The organism is Actinoplanes ianthinogenes (assembly GCF_018324205.1).
Taxonomy (GTDB): domain Bacteria; phylum Actinomycetota; class Actinomycetes; order Mycobacteriales; family Micromonosporaceae; genus Actinoplanes; species Actinoplanes ianthinogenes.
Map to the genome: position 1 here is coordinate 6,918,295 of NZ_AP023356.1, position 15,643 is coordinate 6,933,937.

General features: G+C 71.7%; 15 protein-coding genes and 1 pseudogene. 9 read left to right on the forward strand and 7 right to left on the reverse strand.

Features of this window, described 5'->3' with window-relative positions; genetic code table 11:
- The first annotated feature begins 3 nt into the window (after positions 1-3).
- Together Aiant_RS31495 and Aiant_RS46010 are read left to right on the forward strand one after the other, a co-directional pair.
- A complete protein-coding gene (locus tag Aiant_RS31495; RefSeq protein WP_189333733.1) occupies positions 4-1,200 on the forward strand; it encodes a DUF1444 domain-containing protein in 1,197 nt (398 codons plus the stop codon).
- Positions 1,201-1,237: 37 nt separating this feature from the next.
- A pseudogene (locus Aiant_RS46010) lies at positions 1,238-1,405 on the forward strand (IS701 family transposase); the annotation flags it as partial.
- A 3-nt stretch (positions 1,406-1,408) separates the two neighbouring features.
- Here the strand turns inward: Aiant_RS46010 and Aiant_RS31500 are convergent.
- Positions 1,409-2,338, reverse strand: a complete 930-nt coding sequence (locus Aiant_RS31500; RefSeq protein WP_189333732.1) for a LysR family transcriptional regulator — start codon at positions 2,336-2,338, stop codon at positions 1,409-1,411.
- Between the two features lie 67 nt (positions 2,339-2,405).
- Between Aiant_RS31500 and Aiant_RS31505 the strand changes: the two genes are divergently transcribed.
- From Aiant_RS31505 to Aiant_RS31520, 4 genes are all read left to right on the forward strand, one after another.
- On the forward strand, positions 2,406-3,188 hold the full coding sequence (locus Aiant_RS31505) for an inositol monophosphatase family protein (RefSeq protein ID WP_189333731.1): 783 nt from the start codon (positions 2,406-2,408) through the stop codon (positions 3,186-3,188).
- A 5-nt stretch (positions 3,189-3,193) separates the two neighbouring features.
- Positions 3,194-3,808, forward strand: a complete 615-nt coding sequence (locus tag Aiant_RS31510; RefSeq protein WP_189333730.1) for an NAD(P)-dependent oxidoreductase — start codon at positions 3,194-3,196, stop codon at positions 3,806-3,808.
- 194 nt (positions 3,809-4,002) lie between these two features.
- Positions 4,003-6,258, forward strand: a complete 2,256-nt coding sequence (locus tag Aiant_RS31515; RefSeq protein ID WP_189333729.1) for an FdhF/YdeP family oxidoreductase — start codon at positions 4,003-4,005, stop codon at positions 6,256-6,258.
- 338 nt (positions 6,259-6,596) lie between these two features.
- Positions 6,597-7,349: a DUF6928 family protein gene (locus Aiant_RS31520; RefSeq protein WP_189333728.1), complete on the forward strand. Its 753-nt coding sequence runs from the start codon at positions 6,597-6,599 to the stop codon at positions 7,347-7,349.
- A gap of 431 nt (positions 7,350-7,780) precedes the next feature.
- On the opposite strand, the gene map is transcribed toward Aiant_RS31520, so the two are convergent.
- Positions 7,781-8,548, reverse strand: coding sequence for a type I methionyl aminopeptidase (gene map, locus Aiant_RS31525; protein WP_189333727.1), 768 nt, complete (start codon positions 8,546-8,548; stop codon positions 7,781-7,783).
- A gap of 64 nt (positions 8,549-8,612) precedes the next feature.
- Here map and Aiant_RS31530 point away from each other — a divergent pair, with 64 nt between their 5' ends.
- Positions 8,613-8,879: a helix-turn-helix domain-containing protein gene (locus tag Aiant_RS31530; RefSeq protein WP_189333726.1), complete on the forward strand. Its 267-nt coding sequence runs from the start codon at positions 8,613-8,615 to the stop codon at positions 8,877-8,879.
- A 34-nt stretch (positions 8,880-8,913) separates the two neighbouring features.
- On the opposite strand, the gene Aiant_RS31535 is transcribed toward Aiant_RS31530, so the two are convergent.
- A complete protein-coding gene (locus Aiant_RS31535; protein ID WP_189333725.1) occupies positions 8,914-9,861 on the reverse strand; it encodes a glycosyltransferase family 2 protein in 948 nt (315 codons plus the stop codon).
- Between the two features lie 283 nt (positions 9,862-10,144).
- Between Aiant_RS31535 and Aiant_RS31540 the strand changes: the two genes are divergently transcribed.
- Positions 10,145-10,714 carry a nucleoside/nucleotide kinase family protein gene (locus Aiant_RS31540; protein ID WP_189333724.1) on the forward strand — a complete coding sequence of 190 codons (570 nt, stop codon included), beginning with the start codon at positions 10,145-10,147 and terminating at the stop codon, positions 10,712-10,714.
- On the opposite strand, the gene Aiant_RS31545 is transcribed toward Aiant_RS31540, so the two are convergent.
- Positions 10,701-11,561: an SDR family oxidoreductase gene (locus tag Aiant_RS31545; protein ID WP_229830782.1), complete on the reverse strand. Its 861-nt coding sequence runs from the start codon at positions 11,559-11,561 to the stop codon at positions 10,701-10,703. The two genes, Aiant_RS31540 and Aiant_RS31545, sit on opposite strands and share 14 nt — an antisense overlap.
- Before the next feature lie 194 nt (positions 11,562-11,755).
- On the opposite strand from Aiant_RS31545, the gene Aiant_RS31550 reads away from it, so the two are divergent.
- On the forward strand, positions 11,756-12,079 hold the full coding sequence (locus Aiant_RS31550) for a hypothetical protein (RefSeq protein WP_229830781.1): 324 nt from the start codon (positions 11,756-11,758) through the stop codon (positions 12,077-12,079).
- On the opposite strand, the gene Aiant_RS31555 is transcribed toward Aiant_RS31550, so the two are convergent.
- Genes Aiant_RS31555 through Aiant_RS31565 form a run of 3 tightly spaced genes read right to left on the reverse strand, consistent with a single transcriptional unit; the run spans position 12,076 to position 15,601 of the window.
- Entirely contained in the window at positions 12,076-13,596 is a 1,521-nt protein-coding gene (locus Aiant_RS31555; RefSeq protein ID WP_189333723.1) for an RICIN domain-containing protein, read from the reverse strand. The two genes, Aiant_RS31550 and Aiant_RS31555, sit on opposite strands and share 4 nt — an antisense overlap.
- Positions 13,593-14,156, reverse strand: a complete 564-nt coding sequence (locus tag Aiant_RS31560; protein WP_189333722.1) for a PulJ/GspJ family protein — start codon at positions 14,154-14,156, stop codon at positions 13,593-13,595. The genes Aiant_RS31555 and Aiant_RS31560 overlap by 4 nt, the downstream gene beginning before the upstream one ends.
- A complete protein-coding gene (locus Aiant_RS31565) occupies positions 14,150-15,601 on the reverse strand; it encodes a type IV pilus modification PilV family protein (protein ID WP_189333721.1) in 1,452 nt (483 codons plus the stop codon). The genes Aiant_RS31560 and Aiant_RS31565 overlap by 7 nt, the downstream gene beginning before the upstream one ends.
- Positions 15,602-15,643: the final 42 nt, after the last annotated feature.

Genomic DNA, 15,643 nt, shown 5'->3' on the forward strand with positions numbered 1-15,643 from the left:
GCCGTGGGATTGCTCGACCGGTTCGTGTCGCCCCGGCGCCGATTCGCGGCGCTGGCCCTCCGCGTCGCCCGGAGGACTCCGGGGGTGGAGCGCGCGGTGCACCGGCCGGAGGACTTCGCCATCGCGATCTATCGCACCGGCGCGTCCGGCCCGGCACATCTGTACCTGGCGAACATCTTCCGTGAGACGGCCGACATCCCGGCCGCGGAGCGCCGGGAACGGCTGGCCAAGCTGGTCCGGATCATGGCGGCGCCGCCGTCCGACGACACCTGGGAGACGGTACGCCCCAAGCTGCGCCCGGTGCTGCGCCCGGTCACCTTCGGATCGGCCGGCCCGCCCGGGATGCGCCCGCCGATCTCCCGCCCGGCGCTGCCGTATCTCAAGGAGCTCGTCGTGGTCGACCAGCCGGAGGCGATGGCCTACGTCGTCCCGGACCGGGTGGACGAGTGGGGCGTCTCCGCCGAGGAGGTGTTCAGCACCGCCCGCGCCAACCTGGCCCAGATGGCCCGCACCTCGCTGGAGCACCCGTGGCCGAGCGGGCAGCCGCTGATCAGCATGCTCGACGACGGCGACGCGTATTTCACCTCGCTGCTGCTGGCGCCCGGCTGGCTGGCCGAGGTCGGTGAGCGGCTCGGCGGCCCGGTGCTGGCGTTCGCGCCGGACAACAACACGCTGCTGCTCTGCCCACTGCCGGAGAGCACGGCGGAGCCGTTCTACGCGCTGGTCGACCAGCATTTCAAGGAGGCGCCGCGGAGCCTGTCGCCGGTCGGTTACGTGGCCGGGCCGCAGGGACGGGCGGTCGCCTACACGCCGCCGCCGGGTCACCCGCACCACCTCTCCGCGCGGCGTGCCGAGACCCTGCTCGCGCTGACCGAGTATCACGGGCAGACCAACTGGCTGGCCGGCCAGTACGCGCAGGCCGGCGTCGAGGTGCACGTCGGCGGCCTGCTCGCGGCCGAGCCGGTGGGCGGCCCGCCGGAGACGATCGCGGTGTGGACCGCCGGGGTGAGCACGCTGCTGCCCAAGGCGGACACCATCGCGTTCGTGCACCCGGACGCCGGGCCGCAGTTCCAGGCGCCGTGGGACGCGGTGGCCGAGCGGGTCGGGCTGGAGGCGGAGCCGTTGCTGGCCCCGGCCCGTTACCGGGTCGACGACTGGCCGCCCGCCGAGGTGCTGAACGAGCTGCGGATGAACGCTTAGTACTGCAACTGTTGACGTCGAGGTCTGGCGTGCTGAGCTGGACGGCCTGCCGGTCCGGATCGGTCCACGTTTCGCCAGGTCGAAACCGCGGGAGCGAGTCGGTCGCTAGGTGCACGGTCTGGTCGCTGGGCTGGAACGCAAGAATGGCTGGACCCTGGCGGAGCACGCCGGCGACGTGTCTCCGGACGGGATGCAGCGGCTTCTGCCCTCACTCTGCCCTCACATGTCGTTGCCGCCGGTCCCGGGTGAGGACCGTGGTGAACGCGGCCCGGACGCGATCGCGCAACCAGATGTGTGCCGGGTCGGTGTCGTAGCGCTGGTGCCAGCAGCAGACGATCGGCGGAGCCGGCAGCTCGACCGGCAGCGGCACGGCGACCAGGTCGAACGCCCGGATCAGCGGCTGCCAGGTCAACTCCGGTGCGGTCAGCACCGCGTCGCCGGACGCGACGATGTGCGCGGCGCTGGCGGTGGTGCCGGTCGCGGCGAGCACCCGGCGGTGCAGGCCGTGCGATTCCAGGATCGCGTCGACCGGGTCGCTGAGCCGGCCGCGGCGGGAGATCAGGACGTGCGGCCGGGCGGCGTACGCGGCCAGGTCCAGGCGGTCCGCGTACGGATGACCTCGCCGCATGACCGCGACGAACCGGTCGTGACCCACGGTCTCGTGCCGGATCTCGGCGGCGGCCGGGATCCCGGCGCCGATCTCCAGATCGACGCGGCCGTGCCGCAGCTCGTCGGTGTCGACCGCGCCCTCGGCGAGGAACCGCAGGCGCACACCGGGAGCGAGCTCGGCGACGTCGGCCAGCAGCACCGGTGCGAGCGCGGTGGCCAGCGTGTCGTGGCACTGCAGCGTGAAGACGCGGTCGAGCTCTGCCAGGTCGAGCTCGCCGTGCGGGGCGAGCACCTCGCGGGTCTGCCGCAGCAACTCGCCGACCCGATCCCGGACCGCCGTCGCATACGGCGTGGGGGTCATCGTCCGCCCGGTGCGCACCAGGATGTCGTCGCCGGTGAGGCGCCGCAGCCGGCCGAGGCTGCGGCTGACCGCGGGCGACGACAGGCGCAGCCGCTGCGCCGCCCCGGCCACGCTCCCCTCCTCGAGCAGCGCGTCCAGCACGGTGAGCAGGTTGAGATCCAGTTGCACGACGGTAAATCGTACCTTAGCAAGGTTGCATTTGAATTAATCGTTGTCTGGCCGCAGGCTTTGACGCATGACCTCGAACCAGCAACTCCTGGCCGTCGCGACCGCCGCCGTGCGACAGGCCGCCGGCCTCGTCACCCGCCCCGAGCAGACCCCGGTCACCACCAGCGAGCTGTTCGCCGCCCTGCGCGCCAACGACGACGCCGTCACCGCGAGCCTGCGGCCGGCGCTGCTCGACGCCCTCCCCGGATCACAGTGGACCTCCGACGAGCACGGCTCCGGGCCGATGCCGTCCGGCGACTGGTGGGTGGTCGACCCGGTCGGCGGCAACATGAACGCGGTGCAGGGCATGCCCGACTGGAACGTCGGCGTCAGCCTGGTCCGCGACGGCCGCCCGGTGCTCGCCGTGCTGCACGCACCCGTCGCCGGCGAGACGTTCACCGCGATCGCGGGCGCCGGGGCGTGGGTGAACGGCGTACCGCTGCGGGTCTCCCGGAAGACCGACCTCACGCTGGCGCTGACCGGAACCGGTCAGGCCCAACCCGGCCGGGACGCGGCCACCGCCGAACGCGCCGGCGCCGCCGTCGCCACGATGATGCGCCATGCACTGTACGTACGGGCGTCCGTCCCGGTCGGCCACCAGCTCGCGCAGGTCGCCGCCGGGCGGATGGACCTGCACTGGCAGTTCGACAACCTGCGCTCGCACATCGCGCCGGTGCTGCTCGTCCAGGAAGCCGGCGGTGTCGTCACCGGGCTGGACGGCGAGCCGTGGCAGGTGACCAGCGACGGCTATCTGGCCGCCGCGCCCGGAGTGCACGGCGCCGCCCTCGACGTGCTGCGGCCGCTGCGATGACCGGGATGGAGATCACCGTGCTGGGCGCGACCGGCGCGACCGGGCTCGAGCTGACGCGGCAGGCCCTCGACCGGGGCCACACGGTGGTGGCGATCGCCCGGTCCCCGCAGCGCATCGCCGTCCCGGACTCGCCGCGGCTGATCCGGGTCGCCGCCGATGTGCGCGACCCGGCCGGCATCGCCTCGGCCCTGAGTGGGCGGGCCATCGTGGTGTCCGGTCTCGGCGTCGCCAAAGGCGACAAGCCGGGGGTGCTGACCGCCGGCGCGCGGGCCGTGGTGGCCGCCGGGCCGGCTCGGATCGTCTGGCTGGGCGCGTTCGGCACCGGGCGCTCGGGGCGGGCGGCCGGGGCGCTCACCCGCACCCTGTTGCGGATGCTCGGCGACCTGGACGACAAGGTCACCGCGGACGAAACCATCCATGATGCGGGCGGCACGGTCTTCCACGCCGGGCCGCTGGGGAACGGGCCGCTGAGCCCGGCGCGGCGAACGGTCGCCCTGGACAGCGTTCCGCGGCGGCTCTTTCCCGCCCGCGTCAGCCGCGCCACGGTTGCCGCCGCCATGCTCGACGAGGCCGAGAATCCGCGGCACGCCGCCGGCATCGCCGTACCCCTGGACCGTTGACCGTCCCCCGCACAGGCAGCCCGGCTGCCACCTGTAGCCGCGGCCTTCGTGCGAGCCGCATCAGCCCAGCGTTGATCGACGTAGTCACGGATGTCGTCACGAACAGCGTCGACATCCCGGTCCGCGCGGCGCAGCGGTATTAGTCCGCCGATCCCGCCGGACGCCGGGCGGAGGGTGGAGGGCAGACTGGCCGGGTGTCGCCGATCGATGACGAAGAGCGCCGGTTGCGGGTGGGTCCGCCGGCCGACCATGCCGCGGGGCTCCAGGCCGTCCGGCTCAGCCTTACCAACGCCGTGCGGCAGATGGGCGTCCGCAAGTCGGTCCGTAATCTGCGCACGCTCAACCAGCACGACGGCGTCGACTGCATGAGCTGCGCGTGGCCGGACCCACAGGGCCACCGGCACACCGCCGAGTTCTGTGAGAACGGGGCCAAGGCGGTCTCCTGGGAGGGCACCCGGTCCACCGTCGGGCCGGAGTTCTTCGCCGCCCACTCGATCGCCGAGCTGTCCGGCCGGACCGATCACTGGCTGGAGAAACAGGGTCGGCTCACGCACCCGATGGTCCGGCGCGCGGGTGGCACGCACTACGAGCCGATCTCCTGGGACGAAGCGTTCGCGGTGATCGGCGCCGAGATGAAAAAGCTGAAAAATCCGGATGAGGCCGTTTTTTACACCTCGGGCCGGGCCAGCAACGAGGCCGCGTTCGTCTATCAGCTCCTCGCCCGGGCCCTGGGCACCAACAATCTGCCCGACTGCTCGAACATGTGCCACGAGTCCACCGGCACCGCGCTGATGCGCACCATCGGCGTCGGCAAGGGCTCGGTCACCCTGGACGACCTGCACCAGGCCGACCTGATCGTGGTCTCCGGGCAGAACCCGGGCACCAACCACCCGCGGATGCTGACCGCGCTGGAGATCGCCAAGCGGGACGGCGCGAGGATTCTGGCGATCAACCCGCTGCCCGAGGCCGGCCTGCTGCGCTTCGACAACCCGCAGAAGGCGCGCGGCCTGGTCGGCAAGGGCACCGGCCTGGCCGACCGCCTGCTGCGCATCCGCTCCAACGGCGACCTGGCCCTCTGGCAGGCGATCGGCAGCCTGCTGCTGGAGCGTGGCGTGGCCGACCGGGAGTTCATCGCGTCGTCCACGGTCGGCTTCGACGCCTGGGCCGCGCACGTCGCGCGGGTCGACCGGGAGGCCGTGCTGGCCGCCACCGGGCTGGAGTGGAGTGAGATCGAGGCCGCGGCCGACATGCTCGCCTCGTCGCGACGGATCGTGCACTGCTGGGCGATGGGCATCACCCAGCACCGCAACGCGGTCGCCACGATCAAGGAGTTCGTCAACGTCGCCCTGCTCCAGGGCATGATCGGCAAGCCGGGCGCCGGTCTCTGCCCGGTCCGCGGGCACTCGAACGTGCAGGGCGACCGGAGCATGGGCATCTGGGAGAAACCGCCGGCGCTGTTCCTGGACCGGCTGCGCGACGAGTTCGGCTTCGAGCCGCCCCGCGAGCACGGGGTGGACGCCGCCGACGCGGTCCGGGCGTTCCGGGACGGCCGGGCCAAGGTCTTCGTCGCGCTGGGCGGCAACTTCGTGGCCGCCATGTCGGACACCGAGGTGACCGCGGCCGCGATGCGCAACGCCGAACTGACCGTGCAGATCTCCACCAAGCTCAACCGCAGCCACCTGGACGCCGGGCGGACCGCCCTGATCCTGCCCACCCTGGGCCGGACCGAGCGGGACCTGACCGGCGGCCGGGTGCAGCGGGTCACCGTGGAGGACTCGATGTCCGCGGTGCACGCCTCCCGTGGCCGCTCCGAGCCGGCCGGGCCGCTGCTGCGTTCCGAGGTGGACATCGTCTGCTCGATCGCGGCGGCCGCGCTGGGCGACCGGCACCAGATCCCGTGGGACGAGTTCGCCGCGGACTACGGCCGGATCCGGGAGCGGATCGGCAAGGTGGTGCCGGGCTGCGACGACTACGCGACCAGGGTGGACAACGGCGGGTTCACCATGCCGCACCCGCCGCGGGACTCGCGGACCTTCCCGACCCGGGAGGGCAAGGCGGTCTTCACGGTCAGCCCGCTCGAGGTGCTGACCGTGCCGGAGGGCCGGCTGGTGCTCCAGACCCTGCGCAGCCACGACCAGTTCAACACCACGATCTACGGACTCGACGACCGGTACCGGGGGATTCGGTCCGGCCGTCGGGTGGTCTTCATCAGCGCCGCCGACCTGGCCGAGCTCGGCTTCGCCGACGGCGACCTGGTCGACCTGATCTCCGAGTGGGCGGACGGGGAGCGGCGCGCCGACCGGTTCCGGCTGGTCGAGTACGACACTCCGAAAGGGTGCGTGGCCGCCTACTACCCGGAGACCAACCCGCTGGTCCCGCTCGACTCGCAGGCCGAGGAGAGCGGCACGCCCACGTCGAAGTGGGTGATCGTGCGGCTGGAGCGAGCCTGAGGCCTGTTTCCTGACCTCGCCCGCATTTGCCAGTACCGGTCGACATCAGCATCGGTGGCGTCGATCCTGGACCACCACGGCCCGAGCGGCTTCGGCTCGTCGCGGCTGGGCAGGTGCTCGACGGTGAGCCGGACGACCGTGCCGGCGATGATCGGCAACGGACCGTCATGGTCAACCCAGGCCGCGCGGCGGGTCATGCGTCGGTAGAGCTGCTCACGGAACTCCGCCAACACATCGATCGCACGGATCTGCCGAGAGAGTGCGTTCAGTCCTCCACGCCTGAGGAGGCCGGCTGGCCGTAGGCTGCGTGATCATCTCCGTGGGAGGCGAAGGGTTCGATGGGCGCGAAAACCGCACTGCTTGCTTTCACCAAGGGCGATCTACGCCCGGCGCTGCGGGAAGCGGTTGACGCCGACCCCGCCGAGGTCCTTGCGCTGGTGCGCGGAATACACCCCGGCTACGACGTGACACCGATCGCCGACGGCGTGCTGGGGGACGATACGTACCCGCCGGATGACACCAGCTACGCGACGGTGCTGGCCGGGGCGGAGTTGTTCTGCGATCGCCGCCTCGTCTGTGACCGCCCGTCGCAGCTGCCGTCTCGGCTGCTTCGTGCTGGCGATGGCCGTCGGATCATCATGCACGGGATGCACTCGGTCTCTGATTGGCTGTGCTTCGCGGTGTGGGAGAACGGTTCGCTGGTCCGCTCGCTGAGTCTTTCTCCGGATGGCGGCATCGTGGAGGACATCGGCGAGCCGTATGACTTTGAGCGGCCGTATTGGGCGGGCGAGCGGCCTGTCGAGTCGACGTTGTCAGGAGATCCGTATCCGCTGTCGTTTCACCCGTTGGAGCTGGGTGAGGACGCGTTGCGGGCGTTGTTCGGCTTCGTCTTGGAGGGTCTTCCCGACCCGGGCGATGTCGATCCGTACGAAGTTCCGTTGCGGGGATTCCGCGTCGCTGACCCGACAGGCCGGGAACAGGCGGAGCGCGAGGCCACGATGAAGCGGCTACTGCAACAGATGGGACCGCCACGCCGTTACCGCATGAAGTCCGACGGCACCTTTGAGGAGATCCGCAACGCTGAGGCGTGACCCCGCGTCGACATGCCCTGCGCCAACTTACGGATCTGTCGCCGAGCGGACGCCCGAGCCGCGTCACGGAGTCACCCTCGTAACGAAGCCTTCGCGGTTGTCTGGCCTCGATACGGCACGATGGCGGTCATGGTCCGGCGGTTGAGCCCACGACCTACAACGGCCTAGCCGGAGGAGTCAGGGTGACTCAACGATCGCGGCAACAGCGAGACCATTGCCCCGTCTGCAAACGTCTCGTGGCCCTCACCGCCGACGGAAAGGTCGCCCGGCACAACGGCACCATCCGTGCCTATGCCCCGCCCGAGGACTGCCCAGGCGCGGGACAGCCAGCGGAATCCAAAGGTCATCAGTGACTGTCGAGACCATGCCCGGCTGCGATGGTCGCTTCATACCCCGGATCTGCCACAGAGCGTCATGAGTCTCCCGGCAAGTTAGGGGCGGCCGGTCAGGATCCGCGGACCCGACTCGGTGATGGCGACGGTGTGCTCGGAGTGGGCGGTCCGGGAGCCGTCCGCCGAGCGGATCGTCCAGCCGTCGTCGTCGAACTTGATCTTGTCGGTGGTCTTGCAGAACCACGGCTCGATGGCGATCGTCAGGCCCGGGTCGAGCTTCATGCCGCGGCGCGGGCGGCCACTGTTCGCCACGTGCGGGGCCTCGTGCATGGTCCGGCCGATGCCGTGGCCGCCGAACTCGCCGTTGACCCCGTAGCCGTAGGAGTGGGCGACCTCACCGATCGCGGCCGAGATGTCGCCCATCCGGCCGCCGGGCTGGGCCGCGGCGATGCCGGCCGCCAGGGCGACCTCGGTGGCCTCGATCAGCTTCAGGTCGGCCGGGTCGGGCTCGCCGACGATCACCGAGAGCGCCGAGTCGGCGACCCAGCCGTCGATGCTGACCGCCATGTCGATGCTGACCAGGTCGCCGTCGCGCAGCACGTAGTCGTGCGGCAGGCCGTGCAGCACCGCGTCGTTGACCGACAGGCACAGCACGTTGCGGAACGGGCCGCGGCCGAACGACGGGGCGTAGTCCCAGTAGCAGGACTCGGCGCCGCGCTCCTTGATCCGGCGGCGGGCGTGGTGCTCCACGTCCATCAGGTTGACGCCGACCGCCGCGACCTCGCTCAGCTCGGCGAGCAACTCGCCGACGAACTGGCCGGTCACCGCCATCCGGGCGATCTCCGCGGCGGACTTGAGCTCGATCACGACAGCCTCCCTCTCCGGTGCGGTATTTTTATACCACGGGCGGATCGGGGGATATCCTGCTGGCATGGTTCGCCAACCGCTCACCCCCGCACAGATCGCCGCGGGCCGGCGCCTCGGGGCCGCGCTGCGGGTCGCGCGATCCGGCCGCAGCCTCGTCGAGGTGGCGGTGGCGGCCGGCATCTCCCCCGAGACGCTGCGCAAGATCGAGGGCGGCCGGCTGCCCGCGCCGGCGTTCGGCACGGTGGTCTGCCTCAGTCAGGCGCTCGGCGTTCCGCTCAGCGACCTGGCCGACGTCTGGCTGGCGGACACCGCGGTCGACCAGGCGTCCTGACCAGGCGCCACCGGCTGACCAGGCGCCACCGGGATCAGTCGGCGGTCGGCTCCAGCACTCCGGCGAGTGTCTCCACGCCGCCGCCCCAGGCCGCGGCGAGTACCGCGGCGATGACCGTCACGGCACGCAGCGCGTGGAAGCCGCCCCGCCCCATCAGCGCGTCCAGCAGGCCCCGCCCGAACGCCCGCGGCAGCGTGCGCTTCAGGTAGTCGGCCTCGGCGCCGAGCTTCTGGTCCTTCGGCATCAGCCCGGCCATCTGCACCTTGCCGCGGCCCTCGTGGTAGCAGCGCGACATCAGGAACCTGAAGGTCGACCGGGACATCGGCACCTCGTGGTCGATCACCGCGTCCGGGACGTACATCCAGTGCCCGCCGTTCACCGCGCTCATCCGCAGGCACAGTTCGGTGTCCTCGGGCCGGTTCTGGTCGCCGAGCTTGCCGAAACCGGTGCGGAATCCGCCGACCGCCAGGAACGCGTCGCGGCGCACGATCATGCTGGCCGACCAGACGTTGCGGATCGGCGCCGTGGTCGTCGGCATCCCGGTGTACGACACCCCGACCGCCCAGAGCAGCTCGTCCGGCCACCAGCGCGGGCGGCGCCCCTCCCAGTTCGGGATGATGCCGCCGCCGGCGCCGACCACCCGCGGGTCCCGGAACGGCGGGATCAGGCCCTGCAACCAGGTGGGCGCGGCCACGGTGTCGTCGTCCAGGAAGGCGATCAGCGGGGTACGCGTGTGGAACGCGCCGGTGTTCCGGTTGCCGGAGGCGCCCCGGGCGTACGCGTTCTCCAGCACCGTGATCCCGGGGAACTCGTGCCGGACCCGGGTCGCCATGGCCGGGTTGTGGTCCACCACGACCACGATCTCCCCGGCCGGATGGGTCTGCCGCTGTGCCGACCTGATGGTCCGGGACAGCGACGCCCACCGCCGTTCGGTATGGGTGGGGATGACGATGCTGACGGCGGGACTGCCGAAGGGCTCCAAGCTGGCTGCTCCTCAGTCAACTGCAAGCGGCGCAGTCATGCGGACGGGGGTGGGCGGCTAGACGCTACGTAGCCGTTTCTCACGGACGGAATTGTTGGAACGGGGGACCGGAACTCCTCCGAAAGGGTGAAGAAATGCGCGCCGTGATCGGACGTTCCCGCACCGTGCTCATTTGCCCTTCCGGTTGCCTCGAATGTCGCCTTTCTCGTTGTGCGGGGCCTGTGATTCCGCCGCGACAACGGCGCGATATTGCTCACTGGTCCGCCGTGCGAAAATGAGGACGATGAGCCAGGAAAGCCGTGGGAAAGGCGATTCGTGGCCGACGGTCGCGGCCGGTCGCGTCGTCGCGTGGGCGGCGGGCCGGGGGCCGTCCGCGGGGGACCGCCGGGTGCTCGCGGTCGAGGGCCGGTCCGGGTCCGGCAAGAGCAGCCTGGCCGCGGCGGTGGCCGGACGGCTGGCCGCGCCGCTGATCAGGATGGATGACCTTTACGCCGGCTGGGACGGGCTGGAGCGGGGCGTCGAGGCACTACGCGACTGGGTGCTCGCGCCGCTCGCCGCGGGACGCCCGGCGATCTGGCGGCGGTGGGACTGGGCCGCCGGGGAGTATGCCGAGGAACACCGGGTGCCGGACGCGGAGTGGCTGGTCGTGGAGGGGGTGGGCGCGGGGGCGCTCCCGGCGTACCTCAGTGGGGTGGTCTGGTTGACCAGCCCCGCAGCGGTCCGCAAGCGGCGCGCCCTGGCCCGGGACGGGGAGACCTATGCCCCGCATTGGGACAGCTGGGCGCGGCACGAGGACGCGTTCTACGCGGCCGAGCCGATCCGTGAGCGGGCCGGCCTGATCATCGAGAACTAGCGGACCGCGCCAGCAGAGCGGCGACCGACGTCGCCGGGTGCCCGGTGAGGCCGGCGATGTCGGTCGTGACGCCGGCCAGTTCCCCGGCGGCGATCGCGGTGTAGGTCGACACCCACGCGTCGAGCTGCCATCGCGGCGCCCCGTAGGACGCCCGCGACGCGTACGCCTCCTCGATCGTCTCCGGGTGATACCGCGCACCGACGACGGTGGCGATCTCGGCCAGGGTGAGCGCCTCCGGCCCGGTCAGCGCGTAGGTCCGCCCGGCGTGCGCGGCCGGGTCGGTCAGCACCGCGACCGCGGCGTCGGCGATGTCGTCCTGGGCGACCGCCGCGACCCGCCCGTCACCGGCCGGGCCGCGGATCACACCGTCCGCGCCGGCCAGCATCGGCAGGAAGTCGGCGTACAGGTTGTCCCGCAGGAACGTCGCGGCGAGCCCGCGCGACCGGATGTGCTCCTCGGTGGCCCAGTGGTCGCGGGCCAGGGTGAAGGTGGCGTCCGGCGCCGCGCCGTAGAACGAGATGTACACCAGGTGCTCGACCCCGGCGGCCGCCGCCGCGTCGACGAACGTGCGGTGCTGCTCGACCCGGTCCGGCGTCTCCGACGCCGACACCATCAGCACGGTCCGCAGCCCGGCCAGCGCCGCCCGGCAGGCCTCGCCGTCGTGAAAGGGCGCGAGGCCGGTGACCGCTTGCGGCAGGCGCGGCGCTCGCGCCGGATCCCGCACCAGCAATTTCTGAGGTACGCCCCGAGCCGCCAGCCGCCTCGCCACCCGCCCGCCGAGTTGCCCGCTCGCTCCGGTCACGCCGATCCGCTGCTCGTCCATCCCCCGATCGTCCCCCACGCTCACGCACGGTGATCATCCGGGGGAGGTGTTCCGCGGGTGTTCACCCGGCCGTCAGCGGATCTGGGTAAGGGGGCGGATGCGGAGCGTGGCCAGGGTGAAATAGGCCTGGACGAGACCGTGCCGGGTGATCGACGGGAGGGTGTGATGGGTCGTATGGTGGTCCGGCGGTTGAACGCAAGGTAACGGAGGGTGCTCCGATGCTTGGTTCTGTCCTGGACATCAGTACCGCCGACGACGGCAGCGTGGTCATTTGCCCGCACGGGGCCGGTGACTCGGTCTGCGGCGCCGAGCTGCGCCTCGCGCTGGTGCACCTGCTGCGCCGGGTCCGGCCGATGGTGCTGATCGTGGATCTCTGTGACCTGCCGGAGCCGGACCCGTTTCACGTCGGTTCGGTGGCCGCCGCCTGCGTGCTGGGCGACGAGCACCAGGTGCTGGTCGTGGTGCGCAGCCCGAGCGGCGCGGTGACCGACCGTCTCACCGCGGCCGGCGTGCCCCGGCAGCGGGTCAACCCGGTCCTCTAGCGTTCCTGGACGTTGGTGAGGCCGGTGCCGGCCGCGATCACCGCGTTCCACTTCTGCAACAGGTTGGCGCCGTCGCACTTGGCCACCTTCAGCGCGCCGATCTTGTCGCCGGCCCGGGTGTAGAGCTCCGTCTCGCTGGGCTGCAGGCAGTTCCCGGCCGAGTCGACCAGGGTGTACGCCTTGGTGCTGTTCTTGTTCGCGAGGTACCGGGTCCAGGTCACCTCGGCGGCGGCCGCGCCGCTGCACAGGGTCGTCGTGACGAACTTGCCGGTGTCGGTGGAGAGCGGGCTGCGCAGGCAGAACGTCTTGCCGTAACCGGTCGTGTTCTTCTTGCCCGAGACGGTGGTGACCTGGCCGATGCCGCCGGTCTTGGTGTTGGTCACCGCGGGCAGCGTCCAGCGCTCGTTCCAGGAGATGCCGGCCGGATCCGGGTTCGCGGTGCACGGCCAGGCGATCAGGTACTCGTAGTCGACCTTGCCCTCGGTCACGTCCAGGCAGCGGCCGAACTGCTTGTAGTTCACCAGCTGCCCGGTGCTCTCCCCGGCCGCGCCCGCGCCGACGCTCGGCTCCAGCGCCATCGAGTCCGCGGCGTTGTACGGATTGGCCGGCGCGTTCGGGCAGGTGGTGTAGATCAGCCGGGTGCCGGACGCGCCGGGGTTCTGCTGCACGACGCACCAGCCGTTGAGGGTCTTGCCGTCGTCGGTGCCGGCGAACGCCGCGTAGCTGGCGTGCAGGCTCCAGAGCTGGCGGATCGGCGACTGGGTGGTGGTGTCGTCCAGCGCCACGGCGCACGGCTGGAAGGTGACGTAGCTGAAGGTGCCGCTCGCCGGCTTGGTGGCGTCCAGGCACATGTCGGTACCGGTGGACTGGTTCGACCGGGGATGGGCGACGGCCATGCTCTTGACGTACGCGAACATCTGCCGCTGCGGCCGTTGCGGGTCGCAGGTCGTCATCAGCACCGGGTCGCCGGCCGACGGCTGCTCCTGCACGGCGTCCATGCACAGCGTGCCGTCCGGGTAGTTGCGGACCAGCCCCGCCGGGACCTGGGCGACCGGCACCCGGAACGGGTAGGTGGCCTCCAGCACCCGGGCCTTGGTGGTCCCGCCGAGGGCCGTGCCACCCGCCGAGCCGTCGGTGACCACCCGCGAGTTCACCACGGCGGTGGCCGGGGTGGTGGTCGGCGGGCAGGTCATCACCGCCCCGGTCGCGCTGCGGTAGGTCACCTCGACCCGGTACGAGCTGCCCGGCGCCCCGGAGATGGCGCCCTCGATCGTCCCGCACGGCAGCCGGCTCAGGCTGCCCTTGCCGTCGATGCCGACGGCCGCCCGGATCGAGCCCATCGCCACCTGCAGGCCGGCCTCGGCGGAGGCGAGCCCGAGGCCGCGGTCGGCGGTCCGGCGGACGTTGCGCACCTGAGCGATCAGGGCGGAGCCGAGCAGGCCGCTGACCGTCAGCCCGACGAGCGCGATCAGCATCGCCATCGGCAGGGAGCCACGGTCGTCCCGGTCGTTCGTCACTGGTTCCGGCCTTCCGCGCAGACGGTGTCGTTGGTCTTGCTCGCCGTGGCGTCCGAGTTCAGGGCGGTGAACTGGAACGAGGTCTCGCGGGCGGCGTCGTCGGCGGTGAACCGGGCGCTCAGCTGGACCGTCAGCTGCTGGCGCTGGTCGGCCCGGCTGCCCGCGGTGAACGTCCCGCTGACCCCGGAGGCCAGCGTGTTCCAGGTGCTGCCCGGTGTGGCGCCGCTCGCCCAGGTGCGGCGTTGCAGCAGGCCGCCCTGCAGGCGCAGCCCGGTGCAGGTCTGCGCGGCGCCGTCGACGGTGAGGTACTCCACCCAGTGGCCGTCGGTGTCCGGCTTGCTGATCGCCTTGGCGTACCGGACCTCGTCGTCGAGCCGCTCGAACGCCACGTCGAGGTTGCCCTGCACGGCCTGGGTGGCCTCGGCCCGGCCGGCGGTGCGGTACATCTGCACGATGCCGGTCGTGAAGATCGCCATGAACACCGCCATCAGCGACATGCTCACCATCAGGTCGATCAGGCTGAAGCCCCGGTCGTCCGTGTCGTCGCCGGCGGTCAGCACGTGCTGTCCGTGGTGATGGTGATCGAGGAGCCGCGGATCTGCGCGGTGTCGGCGGTGATCCCGCACTGGAAGGTGCTGTACGAGCCGAGCAGGTGCACCCCGCCGGCCAGCGCCTGCACGTTGCCGTAGACGACCGCGTACGAGCCGGCGATCTGGATGGCCGGCACCGCGGAGGAGCCGCTGACCAGGCCGGTCGACTTCGGGTTCGCCTTGTTGCCGATCGTCACGCTGGCCGAGTTGACGGTGATCGTGCCGGTGGCGACCAGCAGCGGGCTGACGTTGGTGGTCACGTTCACCGAGCACGGCACGTAGACCACGGTGGCGGTGGCCGGCACCGACCCGGCCGCGTACGTCCAGGTGCCCGAGGTGCAGGCGCTGGCCGGGACGGCGTAGTACCCGGCGCCGGCGGCGGTGGCGGCGCTCCCGCCGGGCGCGTACTGGGACACCACGCGGACCCAGCTGGGCGACGTGGTGGCGGTCACCGCGACCGGGGCGGGCAGGGAGCTGTCGCTGACGTACTGGCCGGTGACGTACTCGATCCGGGGTGAGACGGCCAGGCTGCTGCCCTCGATGCGCAGGTCGGAGTTGGAGTGCACCAGGCCGTTGACGGTCAGGCCGGCCGAGGAGACCCACATCGCGGCCGGGTTGACGTAACCGCTGGTGTGGTTGACCCAGATGGCCGCCGGGGTGCCGCCCGACGAGGTCGGGGACACCGACGGGGTCGGCGAGACCGACGGGGTGGGGGATACCGTCGGGGTCGGCGAGACGGACGGGGTCGGGGACACCGACGGCGTGGCCGAGACCGACGGGCTGGGCGAGGCGGACGCGGACGGCGTCGCGCTGGTCGACGGGGCGGCCGTCGGCGGCAGCGGGAAGATCGGGTCGTCGGCCGGGCTGACCAGGGTGGCCAGGAAGTAGGAGCAGCGCCCGGCCGGGCAGCCCCGGTCCCGCCACTGCACGGCGACCACGATCCGGTAGAACTCCATCTTGCCGCTCGCGGTGGCGTTGATCAGGTTGCAGGTGCTGCGGGAGGTGGCCAGCCAGCACCGCCGGACGTACCAGCTCTCGGTGTAGGCGACCTGGTTCACGGTGACCTGGACCGGGACGGTCGGCAGGGCCGCGGTGGCGCCGTCGCCGGCCTGCGCGTCGTCGTCCCAGATCTGCTCGCCGTCGGTCAGGTACGACTCGACGCCCGCGACCACCGTCTGGGCTAGGACACCGCCCTGGTCGCGCCCGGTCAGCACGCCGTCGCCGCCGAGGCCGTCGGTGCGCGCCAGCGCGGCGGTGGCCAGCCGGACGGCGTCCTGCCGCCCGGCGTAGTGGTCGCCGAGGATCTGGCCGCGCACGAAGAACGCGGTCATCGAGGTGAGCACGATGCTGATCAGCGCGATCGCGACGATCACCTCGATCAGGGTGAATCCGTCGTCGTCAGCGGACCGGTTCACAGCACCACTCCGTTCCGCCTCGGCTGACTGACTACTCGGCGT

Coding starts and splice junctions, on each gene's coding strand:
- Aiant_RS31510 (WP_189333730.1), top strand. CDS start 3,194: ATGGAGATCACCGTGCTGGGCGCGACCGGCGCGACCGGGCTCGAGCTG.
- Aiant_RS31505 (WP_189333731.1), top strand. CDS start 2,406: ATGACCTCGAACCAGCAACTCCTGGCCGTCGCGACCGCCGCCGTGCGA.
- Aiant_RS31540 (WP_189333724.1), top strand. CDS start 10,145: ATGAGCCAGGAAAGCCGTGGGAAAGGCGATTCGTGGCCGACGGTCGCG.
- Aiant_RS31550 (WP_229830781.1), top strand. CDS start 11,756: ATGCTTGGTTCTGTCCTGGACATCAGTACCGCCGACGACGGCAGCGTG.
- Aiant_RS31530 (WP_189333726.1), top strand. CDS start 8,613: ATGGTTCGCCAACCGCTCACCCCCGCACAGATCGCCGCGGGCCGGCGC.
- Aiant_RS31520 (WP_189333728.1), top strand. CDS start 6,597: ATGGGCGCGAAAACCGCACTGCTTGCTTTCACCAAGGGCGATCTACGC.